At 48.8% G+C, this 14,023-nt stretch carries 14 protein-coding genes; 11 read left to right on the top strand and 3 right to left on the bottom strand.

The features are described from left to right. Positions 1 to 25: 25 nt before the first annotated feature. Entirely contained in the window at positions 26 to 424 is a 399-nt protein-coding gene (locus tag JMI88_RS15400; protein ID WP_201362802.1) for a cupin domain-containing protein, read from the bottom strand. 274 nt (positions 425 to 698) lie between these two features. On the opposite strand from JMI88_RS15400, the gene trxA reads away from it, so the two are divergent. Further along, the gene (gene trxA, locus JMI88_RS15395) at positions 699 to 1,052 is read left to right on the top strand and encodes a thioredoxin (protein ID WP_201362800.1); all 354 of its coding nucleotides are present in this window, start codon (positions 699 to 701) and stop codon (positions 1,050 to 1,052) included. A gap of 333 nt (positions 1,053 to 1,385) precedes the next feature. Here trxA and JMI88_RS15390 read toward each other — a convergent pair whose 3' ends face one another. Together JMI88_RS15390 and JMI88_RS15385 are read right to left on the bottom strand one after the other, a co-directional pair. Then, positions 1,386 to 1,985, bottom strand: a complete 600-nt coding sequence (locus JMI88_RS15390; protein ID WP_201362798.1) for a DUF4388 domain-containing protein — start codon at positions 1,983 to 1,985, stop codon at positions 1,386 to 1,388. Between the two features lie 446 nt (positions 1,986 to 2,431). Then, positions 2,432 to 4,516 carry a methyl-accepting chemotaxis protein gene (locus tag JMI88_RS15385; RefSeq protein WP_201362797.1) on the bottom strand — a complete coding sequence of 695 codons (2,085 nt, stop codon included), beginning with the start codon at positions 4,514 to 4,516 and terminating at the stop codon, positions 2,432 to 2,434. A 697-nt stretch (positions 4,517 to 5,213) separates the two neighbouring features. Between JMI88_RS15385 and JMI88_RS15380 the strand changes: the two genes are divergently transcribed. The 10 genes from JMI88_RS15380 to JMI88_RS15335 all read left to right on the top strand — a co-directional run bounded on the left by JMI88_RS15380 (position 5,214) and on the right by JMI88_RS15335 (position 14,006). After that, complete coding sequence (locus tag JMI88_RS15380) at positions 5,214 to 6,473, top strand: amino acid ABC transporter substrate-binding protein (RefSeq protein ID WP_201362795.1); 1,260 nt, start codon at positions 5,214 to 5,216, stop codon at positions 6,471 to 6,473. A gap of 238 nt (positions 6,474 to 6,711) precedes the next feature. Next, positions 6,712 to 7,587, top strand: coding sequence for a branched-chain amino acid ABC transporter permease (locus JMI88_RS15375; protein ID WP_236022928.1), 876 nt, complete (start codon positions 6,712 to 6,714; stop codon positions 7,585 to 7,587). Next, positions 7,584 to 8,621 (top strand): branched-chain amino acid ABC transporter permease, encoded by a 1,038-nt coding sequence (locus tag JMI88_RS15370; protein ID WP_201362793.1) that lies wholly within the window; start codon positions 7,584 to 7,586, stop codon positions 8,619 to 8,621. Before JMI88_RS15375 ends, JMI88_RS15370 begins: the two co-directional genes overlap by 4 nt. Then, positions 8,614 to 9,372, top strand: coding sequence for an ABC transporter ATP-binding protein (locus tag JMI88_RS15365; RefSeq protein WP_201362791.1), 759 nt, complete (start codon positions 8,614 to 8,616; stop codon positions 9,370 to 9,372). The genes JMI88_RS15370 and JMI88_RS15365 overlap by 8 nt, the downstream gene beginning before the upstream one ends. Beyond that, positions 9,369 to 10,082: an ABC transporter ATP-binding protein gene (locus tag JMI88_RS15360; protein ID WP_201362789.1), complete on the top strand. Its 714-nt coding sequence runs from the start codon at positions 9,369 to 9,371 to the stop codon at positions 10,080 to 10,082. Before JMI88_RS15365 ends, JMI88_RS15360 begins: the two co-directional genes overlap by 4 nt. A gap of 86 nt (positions 10,083 to 10,168) precedes the next feature. Next, a complete protein-coding gene (locus tag JMI88_RS15355) occupies positions 10,169 to 11,053 on the top strand; it encodes an NAD(P)-dependent oxidoreductase (RefSeq protein WP_201362787.1) in 885 nt (294 codons plus the stop codon). A 113-nt stretch (positions 11,054 to 11,166) separates the two neighbouring features. After that, positions 11,167 to 11,676 carry a FadR/GntR family transcriptional regulator gene (locus tag JMI88_RS15350; RefSeq protein ID WP_201362785.1) on the top strand — a complete coding sequence of 170 codons (510 nt, stop codon included), beginning with the start codon at positions 11,167 to 11,169 and terminating at the stop codon, positions 11,674 to 11,676. Beyond that, positions 11,574 to 11,900, top strand: coding sequence for a FadR/GntR family transcriptional regulator (locus JMI88_RS15345; RefSeq protein ID WP_201362783.1), 327 nt, complete (start codon positions 11,574 to 11,576; stop codon positions 11,898 to 11,900). Before JMI88_RS15350 ends, JMI88_RS15345 begins: the two co-directional genes overlap by 103 nt. A gap of 158 nt (positions 11,901 to 12,058) precedes the next feature. Further along, a complete protein-coding gene (locus tag JMI88_RS15340; RefSeq protein ID WP_373323868.1) occupies positions 12,059 to 12,997 on the top strand; it encodes a thiamine pyrophosphate-dependent dehydrogenase E1 component subunit alpha in 939 nt (312 codons plus the stop codon). Beyond that, entirely contained in the window at positions 12,981 to 14,006 is a 1,026-nt protein-coding gene (locus tag JMI88_RS15335) for an alpha-ketoacid dehydrogenase subunit beta (RefSeq protein WP_201362778.1), read from the top strand. The genes JMI88_RS15340 and JMI88_RS15335 overlap by 17 nt, the downstream gene beginning before the upstream one ends. Positions 14,007 to 14,023 lie beyond the last annotated feature (17 nt).

Here is a 14,023-nt window from a genome sequence, read left to right as displayed (position 1 = left end):
CGCATTGGCCGCCAGCACATCCACATTATGGAGATGGCCAGTGGTCTTCCACACGCACCCATTCCTGGGCGCCTGGCCATGGTGGCATAGTGACAATAATACAGCGGAGGGGGGCCGAGCCGGTGTTGCGCACCTGAAACCGCGTACCAACTGGAATAGTAAAGCAGATGTCAGGATAGATCTTCTCTTCTCGCTGCTCATTCCTATGCTGCAACCACACCTCTCCCTGGCCCTGCAACACATACCATATTTCTTCAACCGTCTGATGCACACCCGCATGCGATACCTGGTCTGGCAGCAATGTGCAATGTACCATACTTCCGTTATTCATATTCGCGAGCAAGCGAATCTCTGTCATATCAGGAGCCCGTACATCCATTTCCACAGGCAACTGATTGATTTGAATATGAGCGCGATTCTCCATACTTCATGCACCTCCTACATGCGTACGTTTTAGTTTTTCAGAATAAAAACACGTCATATTAATCATAACAGGGAAGGATAGGAACAAGCCCCCGCATTTATGCATGGTGTATCTGACATGTGGTCAATGTTTAGCTGCTCACTGGTGAGGAAGTTAAGACAGGCCTATTGCTCTCATCCATGAAAATACATGCAAGTCGTAGCTCCTGTTGAGCGCGGTGCTTGAATATATCAAAGGTTATATCGGCAAAACAATCCAGGCAGGAGGACATCTCATGGCTATACATTCTAATCTGTATACCGTCAATGATCAGGCGTTTCAAAAGTTTATCAACCATCCAGATCAACCGGTCATCATAGATTTCTGGGCACCCTGGTGTGGTCCTTGTCGCGCTATCGCTCCTGTTTTTGAGCGTCTGAGTGATCAATATCAGGGAAAATTGCGCTTTGCTAGAATGAACATCGACGATGATCCCGAAGCGGCAAAAAAACTAGGGATTCAGGCTATTCCGACGCTGATCGTCTTTAACAAAGGGAACGTTGTCGAGCGCATCACCGGTCCACATCCCAGCCGGTTGCAGGCAGACATTGATCGTATTCTGGCCAAATTATCAAGTACGACTGTGTAAGTCTCAGTACGGACAGCACTACACCACGCAGAAAAAATGTAGCAGGCTGCTTTGTGGCTTTGAAGCAGCCTGTCTGGATATATATTTCTACTTCTATGCGTATGGATGCATGCTCACAGGGCTTTGATGGTAAAGTACATCAGAGTCATGTTACTTACGAATGTTCCTCAACGACGCAGAGTACTGGCGGTTTAAAATATCGATTATTAGTGCCGCCTCTACACGACTAAGACTGCCACCACTTTGCTACATTTTGTTTCATGGTCTAATGATCGTACCAATAAAAAAAGCGCCTTCCAGACGCGAGATCAGACAGTATTTTTTAAATATATTTTATGTAGGTATTCTGATAATGGCTAAATTTTCCAGGACCCTGAGTATTTGCAGTACTTCTTCCAGTGGAACGTTCGCAAGGGCGACAATATCATTGACAGAGTGCTGCCCGTCGATCAATAGCAAAATTTGACGATATGTGCGTGGCAAGCCTGCATTATTTATGACACCAATAGCTTTAACTATCGACATAGTAGCGCGTGGAACTGCAATTAACGGAACTGAAACGATTGGTATCGTCTGTTGTTCGTTGACACTACCAGGTATAGGTAAAAGTGGTTGGGAAGGCGTCGAGGATACAGAGGGACTCAATTGAGGTCCTGTTGATGGTGAAAGCGGTGATGTTTGATATGGACTACTGTGAGGAACAAAAATAAAGATGCAATTTCTCCAGGTGCAAAGCACGTCAAAGGCGCTGGCCCCCTGTTGAGCGCCAACCTGAGCTTTCACTGCCTGCCCTTCCAAAAAAAATATCGCGCCTATTTCAGCATAGGCGTCATCACCCTTTTTGGCGCGCAATTCTCCCGTCATATGATTAGCCTGTATAGTACTGATGACATGCGCCAGGTGATCGGCTATTCTCCCTTGCTGTTGTGACATGTCTTTCTCCATTACAATTTGTAAATTTATACCTCTTCAGCAGGAGACGCCAGAAGCATCTGTTCTCTGATCTGAAAGCGAGGTAGACATGCTAGAAGTATGACTACCTCGCTCTGTCTCTCCTTTGTTCGAGTACCGCCAGAGACAGCCCAGGAAAAGCCTCTGAAGAGGTGTATAAATCTTCATAGGCATAATCAAGAATGAGAGGCACCTTACGCAGCGCTCATTCTTGATTATTACCTATGGAATTAGCGCACATGAGAATATCTCAGGAAGAGAGCTACCCTGATGGATAGCTCTCTCCAGGCGCTCTATGCTCTTATCGACAAACATCAATGTTTATTGATGTGGCTGCCATCGCCACTGTGGTTCCTGGCAAGATTACCTATATATTTGTCTGGTTGGATAGTGCATAGTAGATAGAAGGTTAAGAGTGAACACAGGAATCAAGACTGACCAGACTGAATAAACGAAATATTTCTATCTGGAGCTAACGAAGCTGAGATGGGATCGCGGTAGAAGTTTTGCTCATCGGACACGAAGGAACCTTGATTGGCCATATTTGTTTGCGCGAAGATATCCTGGTCCTCTCGTAATTTGAACACTTCAGCTGAGGCCAGCAGTCGCTCGGCCAGTTGTGCCACGCCTTCCATGCGCTCTGCTTCAGTGTGAATACTCTGGTTGCTTTGCTGAGTTGAGAGCGAAACCTCTTGTATGACGTACAGAACCTGGTTAGAAACGTCTAATTGCCGTTTAGCAAACCGGTTAATGGTCTCTATTTCTTGCCCTTGTCGTTCAATAGCGGCAAAGATAGCATCAAATGCATTGCCGGCCTCTTGGGAAGATTGTCGGCCAGTAGCCGTTTCTTCCTCTGTATCCGCCATAGAACTGGCCAGGGAGTGAATATCTTCGATAACCTGCTTGACAATACGTTCAACAACAGTTGCCTGTGCCTTGGCCACTTCAGCTGAGCGGCGAATATCTTCGGCCACTGCTCTAAAACCTTTACCATTTTCGCCAGCCATAGCAGCCTGAATAGCGGCATCCAATGCCAGGCGATTGGTCTGGTTAGCCACACCAGAAATAACTTTCACGATGGTATCGATCTCTTGCGAACGCTCCTCGAGCTGTTTGACCCGCGTAACCGCTGAGTCCACATGGTAGCTGATGCGTGACATACCATAAGAAGCCTTAGCGACCGACTTCCGGCCATTCTGAGCAGTAGTATATGCATCATTTCCCATCTGTAAGAGGGAATGGGCACGCTCTGCCATCTGGCGACTGGCATTGGCCATATCTCCAACTTGAGCGTTAGCAGCTGTAATCTGCTGAATTTGTTTGTCGGTGGCATCCACCACCTCTAACATCTCATCGTACGCCTGAATAGTAGCTCTTTCTACCTCATTGGCAAGCGTCTTAAATTTGACCACGATCGAGCTCAGTTCAGCAATTACATAGTTGAATGAAGCAGCTAATTTTTCCAGGCTGCTCTCTGAAGATATCTCGGCATAGACACGGAGATCACCTTCACCGATACCCTGGATATCCTTGACCAACATTTCGATCTGATTTTGCAAAGAAATATGGCGTAATTGCGCATCTCGCATCAATGCAACAATATTATCCAGCATCGCATTCATAGAGACGGCAACTATCTGGATCTCATCGCGTCCCTCCACCGGCGCTCGCTCACTGGTGTCTCCTTTATAAATACGTTCAGTCAGGCTGGCCATTTGTCTGAGAGGGCGAGAGATGCTGATATTCACAACAAAAGCGGTAGCCAAAATAATAAGAATTGTCATTGCGATAGCGAGCAGAGTAGCTATTTGTAGCGGGATAATCTCTGAATTATCCAGGCCAGTCACGGCCTGGCCAACGGTAGTTGAGGTATTTACAACGACATTCCAGTTTTTTTGCAGATCCAGGAATCGCTCGTTGGCTCTATAAAGCAGCGAATATCCTTTTACGTAGTCGGGGTATGGGCTGTTCAGTACATTCAGAACCTGGTCCTGTAAAGACTTGTAATCAGTCCACTGCCTCGACGAAACAGCATTCAGTGCCGTCTGCTGATTCGTAATCAAGTAACTGTTCTCCTCACTACTCTGTAGAATATTACGAACAACGCTCATATTACTTGAATCAGCAATGGAGTAATTTTGCCTGTATGAGTTTAAAGTTTGATCAAAGTCGATCTCACGGGCCGCAATATCGTTCTCGATCAATCCTCCGGAAGCCGCTAACGATGGGTCTCCATTTAGTCTCGGACTATCGCTGGCGAAAATCTGCGCGAAGCGAGCCTGTAATAGAGCATTCATGCGCTGCAAATTTACCTGCTGCTCGGTCGCAATTTGTTGCGAAGCAAAACTCGTTTTGACTGCTTGAGCATGAGTATCAAAAGCCCGCAAATAAAAATAGTCCAAAAATGCAATAGCAATACTGGAAATAGTTACCAGTATTACAAATAGGATAAGAAGCCGGGGAAATATGCGCATATTCCGGAATATGCGCATATTTCTCACACTATTTGTCATTTCTTAAGTTCCTTTCCCTCTGGATATAAAAATAGCTGGCGATATCACTGATAATTTTTTCTTTTCTATTTTGTTTGCATAATTAAAAACAATTCATAGGGCAAATGCTGTTTCTGGCACCATATTTGGCAACTTGGTCTCATTATAAACTACATAGATTATTTTGTGACATTTACGTTGCAAATTTAGAATATAATACCATAAGCGGACAGACTGTGTTGAATTACGTAACCCATCTATATGTGGCTAAAAAGTAAGTATAAGAGTTCAGGGATTTTTACGATCACATCTAGATAGCAAGCTAGCTTAATTAGTTATAATATATCTAGGCATATAGCATAACTATACTTGCAATTATTGGCTAACTCTGTTAAAGTGTGCGCGATGATTAGTTGGTGGTTTTATGTATTCTCGACCCATAAAGGTTCTACCATATAAAGGCGGGCATATTTAAGTATAAATGTATAGAACATTCGTTTTTGCATTTATATCTATCGGCAATCACATCTTTTATGGGGTATTTTATATTTTTGAGCCATTTAGGGTATTTGGGATGACATAAAACGTGATTTACTATATTTGTGCGAATATTGTGAAGGATATATTTTTCGCACAATTTAAACGTGCATGCAAGGCATAGTTTCAGGTAACATCGTCTGGCGGAAATTTAGTATTTAATAGGTCAGGAGTAATGAGCATGGTAAATGTTCTTAGAAGAGTAAAGATAAGCAGTATCTTAACTCTTCTCCTTACGGCATGTATCATTTTCGTGATAAGTGCCTGCGACCAATCAAATGCATCAAGCGCTACACCATCAGCGCAAGGACCAATTAAGATTGGTCTGACCGTTTCCCTCTCGGGTGACTTTTCACAGGATGGAAAAGCACTTCAGCAGGGCTATCAGATCTGGGCAGATTATGTTAATAGCCATGGTGGTCTTCTCAACCGCAAGGTCCAACTCGATATTTTGAATGATAATAGCAATAAGCAACAGGTCATCAGTGATTATCAGAAATTGATTAATGTCAATCATGATGATCTGGTCCTTGGCCCTTATTCGTCCAGCCTGACGCTGGCCGCTGCCCCTGTAGCCAAGCGCTACAATTACGCATTTATTGAGGGTGCTGGCGTGGCACCATCGATTTTTGATGCCAAATTTAGTAATTTGTTCTCGGTTTCGCTCTCGGCCAAAAGCTATTTGACCAGCTTCGTCTTTTATCTGCTTTCACTGCCCCAGGCTCAACGCCCCAAATCGATTGCCTATGTCACCGCCGACGACTTCTTCACACAACCACAGGTTGATGGGGCAAAAGCACAACTAGAAAAAGGTGGTATCCAAACAGCTATTTATACGGTCTATCCCGCCGAAACCACCGACTATGCGCCGATCGCGCAAAAAGCCATTGCTACCAGGCCAGATGTCATGATTCTAGGAACAACCGGTCAGGACGATTCGGTTGCACTCACAAAAGCGCTCATTCAGCAGCATTTCAATCCCAAAGCGATCATTGAAACAGCCGGTCCCGACCAGGGTAGCCAGTTTACAGGTCCACTAGGTGGCGCAAACAGAGTCGAAGGCGTTTTCGTGCCAAACAATGGCTGGTTCCCCGGTATCAAATCCTATCAGAATGATGCCTTTACCCAGGCCTACACGGCCAAATTTGGAGGAACCGCCGACGCGATCAGTGCTGACTCTGTAGAAGCATTTGCCGTTGGTCAGGTATTGCAGCAAGCCGTAGAGAAAATACACAGTATCGATAACACCAAATTGATTCAGGAGCTGCATTCAGGGGATACGTTCAACTCTATCCAGGGTCCGGTAAAATTTGCCAGCGATGGTCAAAATACTGTTGCGGAACCCTTCCTCTTCCAATGGCAGAATGGGAAATTAATACCCGTATATCCAGCTAACCAGGCTCAGGCCAATCCCGAATATCCGAAAAAAACCTGGTCTTAGTATCATAACCCCTACGGGAAAAGGTGGCTCGCCAGCCGGGGGCGCTGACGCCCAATCTCTTTTTTTCTGTTGGTGCAAAAAGTGCGCAAAGCGCACTTTTTGCACCAACAGGAGTATCTCTTTGTGGGCGCCAAAGGAACGATGCATCTGGCAGCATGCACCTGGAAGCCATGGCGTCCGACACACTCACTAAACCCATTTCGTACATCCATCGGTCACATAGAAAGGTTTGCATATAATGGCACTCCTTGCTGAAGCAATTATCCTGGGTCTGTTAACCGGTAGTGTCTACGCCCTGATGGCGTCGGGGTTAACATTGATTTTTGGGGTTATGGACATTATCAATATAGCTCAGGGTATTTTTGTTGTTCTTGGCGCATATCTTAGTTATGCACTAGAACATTATCTCCACATTGACCTATTTCTGGGTCTCTTGATTACGGTGCCAGTCATGTTCTTCCTGGGGCTGGGCATTGAATGGGCTTTCATTCGCCGCATTCGGCAGAACCGCGTCATGCTTTCTCTCCTGGTCACCTATGCCGTTGCCCTGGTAATTGAAGGCATCTTAAATTTTATTTTCACGGGCACAACGGTTCGCTTGAGCGCACCATATGTCGACGCGACATTTCCCATTTTTGGCTTTTATATCTCGTACATGTATCTCTTCTCGGCTGGAATGAGCATTGTCCTCTTACTGGGACTCTACTTCTTGATTTACCAGACTCGCTTTGGCTATAGCATGCGCGCGGCGATGCAAAACCGTACGGCAGCCATGTTGATTGGGATCGACGTCGAGCGCATTTCGGCCATCACTTTTGGCCTGGGTGTGGCCTTGACGGCGGCTGGCGGTATGTCATTTGGAGCCATCAACGCCTTCAATGCCGCCAGCTCGTATGACTTGATTTCGCGCCTGCTGGTCATTATCGTGCTGGGAGGCATGGGAAGTTTACGCGGTGCCTTGCTGGCATCCCTGTTTATGCTGGCAGTAGGAGCGATTACAGATGTAATCTGGTCGCCTGTCTGGTCCAGCACAGTCTTTTTTGTGCTCCTGGTCGTGCTCTTGCTCTTCCGTCCGCAGGGCCTGTTTGGAAAAGTCGAGGGCCGAAAGCAATGAAAAAGACCGAAACAATTGTTCTGCTAATCATGCTGGTCATACTGGCTATCTTCCCTCTACTATTTCCCAATCCGGGTGCTACCTCAGTCGCTTTTTTTGCCGTCATTTACGCAGTCGCGGCCGCGGGCTGGAATATCTTTTCTGGTTTTAGTGGCTATATCTCGCTTGGCTATGCGGTCTTTTCTGGCATAGGGGCGTATTCGCTAGCATTAATCTGCCAGAAGTGGAACATCCAGGGCGACTATATACCATTTGCCTTTGTGCTGGTGGCCGGCTTGATTGCATCCATCTTTGCGCTTCCGATAGGATTGATCATCCTGCGCACGAGGAGACATGTTTTTGTGGTTGTGACGGTGGCTACATTGTTTATTATGCAATTGCTGGCTTACAACCTGCATGGCTTCACTAATGGCTCCGCCGGAATGACCTTACCTCTGCCCTCCTGGAGCGGCGACTTCTTTAATATTCCTTTTTACTATATGGCCTTCATTTTGTTGATCGCAGCAATACTCATGTCCTGGCTGATCCGTCACTCAAAGTTCGGGCTTGGCCTGCTGGCTATTCGCGAAGATGAGGATCGAGCCAGCAGCCTGGGTATTAACACGACAAAGTATAAGCTGATTGCCTTGATGATCTCTGCCTTCTTTGCTGGCACAGCCGGAGCCATGATCTCCTATTTCACCAGCACAGTATTTCCACCCGAGGCATTTGATCCGACCTTTGATATAGCAGTAGCGCTCATGACCTTCTTTGGTGGTGTTGGCACACTGGCCGGGCCCGTACTGGGAGCATTGCTCGTTGAACCACTACAGCAATATGCCACACTGGAGTTTGGTACGGCTGGCTTCGATCTGATCCTCTTTGGAGGACTGCTGCTGGCGGTAATTCTGCTCTTGCCAGAGGGTATCGTTCCTTCACTCACCAAACTGGTACTGAAGATTATAGCCACACGCACCTGGGCTCCGGATGCCGTCGCGGCAGAAGAAATCAGGAACACAGAAGGTCTGGCACTGGAGGAGAAGAAGAATGGATAGCGATACCCGGCAGAGCGTGATTGACATAGATTCTGTCTCCAAAGCCTTTGGCGGCCTTCAGGCGCTCTCAAATTGCTCTTTAAGTATTCCAGCCGGTTCAATTACTGGACTGATTGGTCCCAATGGTTCTGGTAAGACCACGTTGTTCAATACTATCACCGGCTATGAGCGTATCGATAGCGGAGATATCCGTTTCCAGGGCAAGAGTATCGCCCGCGCAACGCCAGAGAAAGTTTTTAGACTGGGTATCGGACGCACCTTCCAGCTGACCCGTATCTTCCCCAAATTGACCGTGCTAGAGAATATGCACGTCGCAGTGCAGCGGCAGGGAAAAGGCCATCTCTTCAGCAGTTGGAGCGCGGCACACGAGCAGCAGAAAGCCCTGGAGTTGCTCAATTTTGTCGGCATTGCGCAGCACAAAGATCTGCCAGCCGGTAATCTTTCATATGGTCAGCGAAAATTGTTGGAATTTGCCTTCATCCTGATTGCGGACCCGCAGATCATCTTGCTCGACGAGCCAGCTGGCGGCGTCAATCCAACCATGATCTTATACCTGGCTGATCGAATTCGTGAACTGCATCAAAGAGGTTTGACCTTTCTGCTTGTAGAGCACAACATGGAATTTGTCATGAGTCTCTGCCAGCGCGTCGCCGTCATGCATCGCGGCAGCATCATCGCTCAGGGATCACCCGAAGAAGTACGCAACAATCCGCTCGTGCTGGATGCTTATCTAGGGGAGGGAGTGCAATGATTTTACAATGCGAGCAGGTCATCGCCGGATATGACGGAAGTGATATTCTAAAGGATTTGAGTTTCACGCTGGAAAAAGGCACCACGACCTGCATTGTGGGACCTAACGGGGCCGGCAAATCAACTGTGCTACGGGTTGTCAGCGGCCTGCTCAAAGCGCGTCAGGGAAAGATTCTCTTCAAGGATCGATCGCTGGTTGGCCTGTCCACGCGCCAGATTCTGGAACTCGGCATCGTACAGGTGCCTCAAGAGCATAGTCTCTTTCCAGAAATGACGGTGAAGGAAAACGTGCGCATGGGCGGCTATCTCTTGCGCGATACACCCCGAATCAGTAAACGCCTGCAAGAGATTGAAGAACTCTACCCACTGGTCAAAGAGCGTGCCAACGAACGCGCCGTCAACCTGTCCGGTGGGCAGCGACGCTTGATCGAATTTGCGCGCGCCCTGATGCTCGATCCGACCCTTATCTTGCTTGACGAGCCCTCGATGGGACTCGATCCAAAGACCCTGAAACAAATTTTTGATAGTGTCAGAGTCATGCAAGAACTGGGCAAAACCATCTTACTGGTAGAGCAAAATGTGCGTGCAGGCCTGGCTCTGGCGACCCACGGACTGGTACTAGAAAGCGGAAAAGTACGTCTGGAGGGTAGTGCCCAGGATATCTTAAATAATCCAGAAATCGGCAGTCTTTATCTAGGTGGTACTATTTAAGCAGCTTATTAGCCAGCGCAATGACTGCGCGAGATGAATCGATATTCGTTGATTCATCTTTCCAAACATAATGCGAGGAGTGAATTATGACAAACATTGGTTTTATTGGATTAGGAGAGATGGGAGGTAGGATTACACAGCGTTTACTGGTTGCGGGATACACGGTTACTGGTTATAACCGCACAAAAGCGAAAGCACAATGGCTAATGGATGAGGGGATGCTCTGGGCGGATTCACCGTTGCGTGTGGTACAGGCCGCGGACGTCATCTTCACCATGGTTTCAAACACTGCCGCGCTACAAGACGTCACAGGGGGTCCAAACGGCATCCTTGCTGGCATGGCGCCAGGTAAAATCTATGTGGATATGAGCACGGTAAGTCCGAGCTTCAGTCGCAATCTGGCCGCCCAGGTAGCTGACCAGGGAGCAAAAATGCTCGACGTTCCGGTCTCAGGTAGTGTCATTACACTGGAACAAGGCAACTTATCTTTGATGATCGGTGGAGATCGAGAAACCTTTGAGCAAATCAAAGAGATACTGCTCGCGATTGGCCCCAAGGTCAATTATGTCGGGGAAAACGGTAAAGCAGTCTTGATGAAGATCGCCATCAATCTCAGCCTGGCCGTGCAGTTTCAGGCGCTCAGCGAGGGTTTACTGCTGGCCGAAAAAGGCGGTATTCCACGCGAAACGGCCCTGGAAGTATTTTTAAATAGCGTCCTGGCCTCTCCATCCTTAAAGTACCGGGCACCTTTTATCATCAACAAGCCCGCCAATCCCTGGTTCAATGTAAATATGATGCAGAAAGACCTCGTACTGGCACAAGAATTGGGTCGCGAGCTGAACGTTCCACTGACAAGTGTGGCCGTCGCCAATGAGACACTGACCATGGCACGCGCAATGGGGCTCGCGGAAGAAGATTATGCCATTATGTTTGAGGCGCTCGCCCGCATCTCAGGCGTAGAACAAGTCTAATCTCGGAAAACATTCTTGACAAGACGAAACAAACTGGTTACTATTAAACACATAAAGTTGGTATGATCATTACACCAACTTTATGTGTGCGAGGTAAGGAAGAAGCAATTACGATGCCGACGATGTACAATCGCGTCCAATCTAGCAAGGTCTTTGAGCAGGTCGCTGAGCAGATCGAACAACGGATTCTGCGCGGCGAACTTCATAGCGGAGATCGCCTGCCAACTGAACGCGAGCTATGTGAGATGTTTCAAGTCAGCCGCACCGCTGTGCGAGAAGCCATGAAAACGCTGGCCCAAAAGGGATTGGTTGAGATGCGTCCTGGGCGTGGTACTATCGTGATCAACGCTACCTCGCGCGCGATGCGGCAGTCGCTGGATTTAATGATGCGGGTCGATCAAACGACCAGCTCGGATAATCTGGTTGAAGTGCGGGAGATCTTCGAACCCGAAATTGCGGCTCGCGCCGCCTCACGCGCCACCCGGGAAGAAATTGGCGCGCTAACAGCCGCGGTCGATTCATGGATAGCGCACTACATGATGCCGCTCGCTATATTGCCGCCGATAATGAGTTTCACCGCATACTGGCCAAAGCCACGCACAATCCCTTGCTTCTCTTGCTGATTGACTCAATTGTGGACCTATTAAGCGAGCAACGGAAACGTATATTTACCGTCGAGGATGGGCCCAGCCATGGCCAGGTCTATCACAAACAATTGATTGAGGCCATCGCAGATCACGACACGGAGCGGGCACTTCAATGCATGCAAGCCCATCTGCGCCAGGTCCGTGAAGATGCGGAGAAAGCACAAAGATTACAGCAAGAAGATTCTACCCTTCTATCATAAGGCGATCAATTATTTTTCCACCATGTTGAGCGTTGTATGCGATACCTGACTTTAAGGGAGATTTGGGTATGCCCCATCCTGACACATCACATTCGCAGCCTGCCACGGCAGAGACGCTGACACCCCTGCCCACTGTTACCAGTGAACAATGGCTGCATATGTACGAGCAAATGTACAAGATTCGTGAGTTCGAAGAGCACGTCAACAATCTTTACCAGACAGCCAGAATGCCCGGCCTGGCCCATCTGTATGCCGGAGAAGAGGCTATCGCGGTAGGGATCTGTGAGGCATTGCGCAAAGATGACTATATAACCAGTACTCACCGTGGACATGGGCATTGTCTGGCTAAAGGCGCCTCCGTCGATGGTATGTATGCCGAACTACTCGGCAAGGCTGCCGGCTATTGCAAAGGCAAAGGAGGCTCAATGCATATCGCGGACCAGGATACAGGCAATCTGGGGGCCAACGCGATTGTGGGCGGCAGCGCGGGCATAGCCACCGGAGCAGCCTTTTCCAGTAAAATGCGCCAGACCGACCAGGTAGCGGTCTGTTTCTTTGGCGACGGTGCACTGGGACAGGGCTTGCTCTACGAGGTGATGAATATGGCCTCGCTCTGGCAGCTCCCAGTCATCTATGTCTGCGAAAATAACCTCTACAATGAATATACCCATAACGCCGAAACAACGGCTGGCAGTATGCTTGCGCGAGCCAGCGCCTTTGGTGTGCAAGCTGAAGAGATAGATGGACAGGATATTCGTGCCGTCTATGCGACCGCGCAGCGCCTGGTCATCCGCGCACGCCAGGGTCAGGGACCCAGCTTCTTACTCTGCCATACCTATCGCTTTTATGGGCATCATGTTGGCGATATTCAGCGTGCTTATTACCGCTCAAAGGAAGAGGAAAACTGGTGGCGAACCGAAAGGGATCCGCTCACCGTCCTTTCCTCCTGGTTATATGAACAGCACCTTGCTGAGCCCGAGACAATTGCAGAGATTGAGCAACGGGTGCGATTAGAAATAGAGTCAGGGGTACAGTTCGCACTGGATGCGCCGTATCCTTCGCCAGAAGAGGTAGATCAAGATGTCTACGTCAAGTAGCACAGTAGCACAGGAAAAACATCACAGCGGTCAGGAGATTACGCTCAGCCAGGCGATTCATGATGCTCTGGCCGAGGAGATGCGCCGCGATCCACTCGTGTTTATTATGGGTGAGGATGTGGCCGAGGCGGGGACGCCCTTTAAAGTGCTTTCCGGCCTTGTAGATGAGTTTGGGACAGCGCGTGTCATCGACTCACCAATCTCGGAGGCGGGCATCGCGGGTATCGGCGTTGGGGGCGCCATGACCGGCATGCGACCAATCATTGATATTATGTTCGGTGATTTCATGACGCTGGTCATGGATCAACTGGTCAACCAGGCTGCCAAAGTACACTATATGTCGGGCGGCAAGCTCAAGGTACCTTTGGTGATACGCACGACGCTGGGAGCCACCCGCCGTACCGCCGCGCAGCACAGCCAGAGCTTACACGCCTGGGTCAGCCACATTCCCGGCCTGAAGGTAGTTTTACCCTCAACTCCGTATGACGCCAAAGGACTCCTCAAGACCGCCATTCGCGACGATAATCCGGTGGTTTTCTTTGAGGACAAGATGATGTACCAGCTCAAAGGTCACGTCCCAGATGGCGATTACACAATTCCCTTTGGTGTGGCCGACATCAAGCGTGCGGGCAGCGATATTACGCTGGTGGCGACCAGCAGTATGGTACAGATCGCGCTAGAGGCCGCCGAGACCCTGGCCACGCTCGGTCTGAGCGCAGAGGTCATCGATCCACGCACCCTGTTCCCACTCGATAAAACCACGTTGATAGAGTCCGCGAAAAAAACCAGCCGGGCAATAATCATCGATGAAGGCTATGAGCGCTATGGCGTCACAGCCGAGTTAGCCGCGATCATTGCCGACGGCGCATTTTATTATTTAGATGCACCGGTCAAGCGTATGGGAGCAATGGATGTCCCGGTACCATTTTCGCCGGTCCTCGAAGATTTGACGGTGCCGACCGCCGAGAAGGTAACCACGCTAGCAAAGACGCTTTGCGGCCATGTGTGATGTCGCCACAAGGAATT

This window comes from Dictyobacter formicarum (assembly GCF_016587435.1).
Note: the sequence above shows the minus strand (reverse complement) of the source record. Positions and strands in the feature narration are given on the sequence as shown.

Excerpts from the sequence above, each read along its gene's own strand:
- trxA (WP_201362800.1), top strand. The coding sequence starts at position 699 with ATGGCTATACATTCTAATCTGTATACCGTCAATGATCAGGCGTTTCAA.
- JMI88_RS15370 (WP_201362793.1), top strand. The coding sequence starts at position 7,584 with ATGAAAAAGACCGAAACAATTGTTCTGCTAATCATGCTGGTCATACTG.
- JMI88_RS15355 (WP_201362787.1), top strand. The coding sequence starts at position 10,169 with ATGACAAACATTGGTTTTATTGGATTAGGAGAGATGGGAGGTAGGATT.
- JMI88_RS15380 (WP_201362795.1), top strand. The coding sequence starts at position 5,214 with ATGGTAAATGTTCTTAGAAGAGTAAAGATAAGCAGTATCTTAACTCTT.
- JMI88_RS15345 (WP_201362783.1), top strand. The coding sequence starts at position 11,574 with ATGGATAGCGCACTACATGATGCCGCTCGCTATATTGCCGCCGATAAT.
- JMI88_RS15390 (WP_201362798.1), bottom strand. The coding sequence starts at position 1,985 with ATGTCACAACAGCAAGGGAGAATAGCCGATCACCTGGCGCATGTCATC.
- JMI88_RS15365 (WP_201362791.1), top strand. The coding sequence starts at position 8,614 with ATGGATAGCGATACCCGGCAGAGCGTGATTGACATAGATTCTGTCTCC.
- JMI88_RS15335 (WP_201362778.1), top strand. The coding sequence starts at position 12,981 with ATGTCTACGTCAAGTAGCACAGTAGCACAGGAAAAACATCACAGCGGT.
- JMI88_RS15340 (WP_373323868.1), top strand. The coding sequence starts at position 12,059 with ATGTACGAGCAAATGTACAAGATTCGTGAGTTCGAAGAGCACGTCAAC.
- JMI88_RS15360 (WP_201362789.1), top strand. The coding sequence starts at position 9,369 with ATGATTTTACAATGCGAGCAGGTCATCGCCGGATATGACGGAAGTGAT.
- JMI88_RS15350 (WP_201362785.1), top strand. The coding sequence starts at position 11,167 with ATGCCGACGATGTACAATCGCGTCCAATCTAGCAAGGTCTTTGAGCAG.
- JMI88_RS15400 (WP_201362802.1), bottom strand. The coding sequence starts at position 424 with ATGGAGAATCGCGCTCATATTCAAATCAATCAGTTGCCTGTGGAAATG.
- JMI88_RS15375 (WP_236022928.1), top strand. The coding sequence starts at position 6,712 with ATGGCACTCCTTGCTGAAGCAATTATCCTGGGTCTGTTAACCGGTAGT.
- JMI88_RS15385 (WP_201362797.1), bottom strand. The coding sequence starts at position 4,516 with ATGACAAATAGTGTGAGAAATATGCGCATATTCCGGAATATGCGCATA.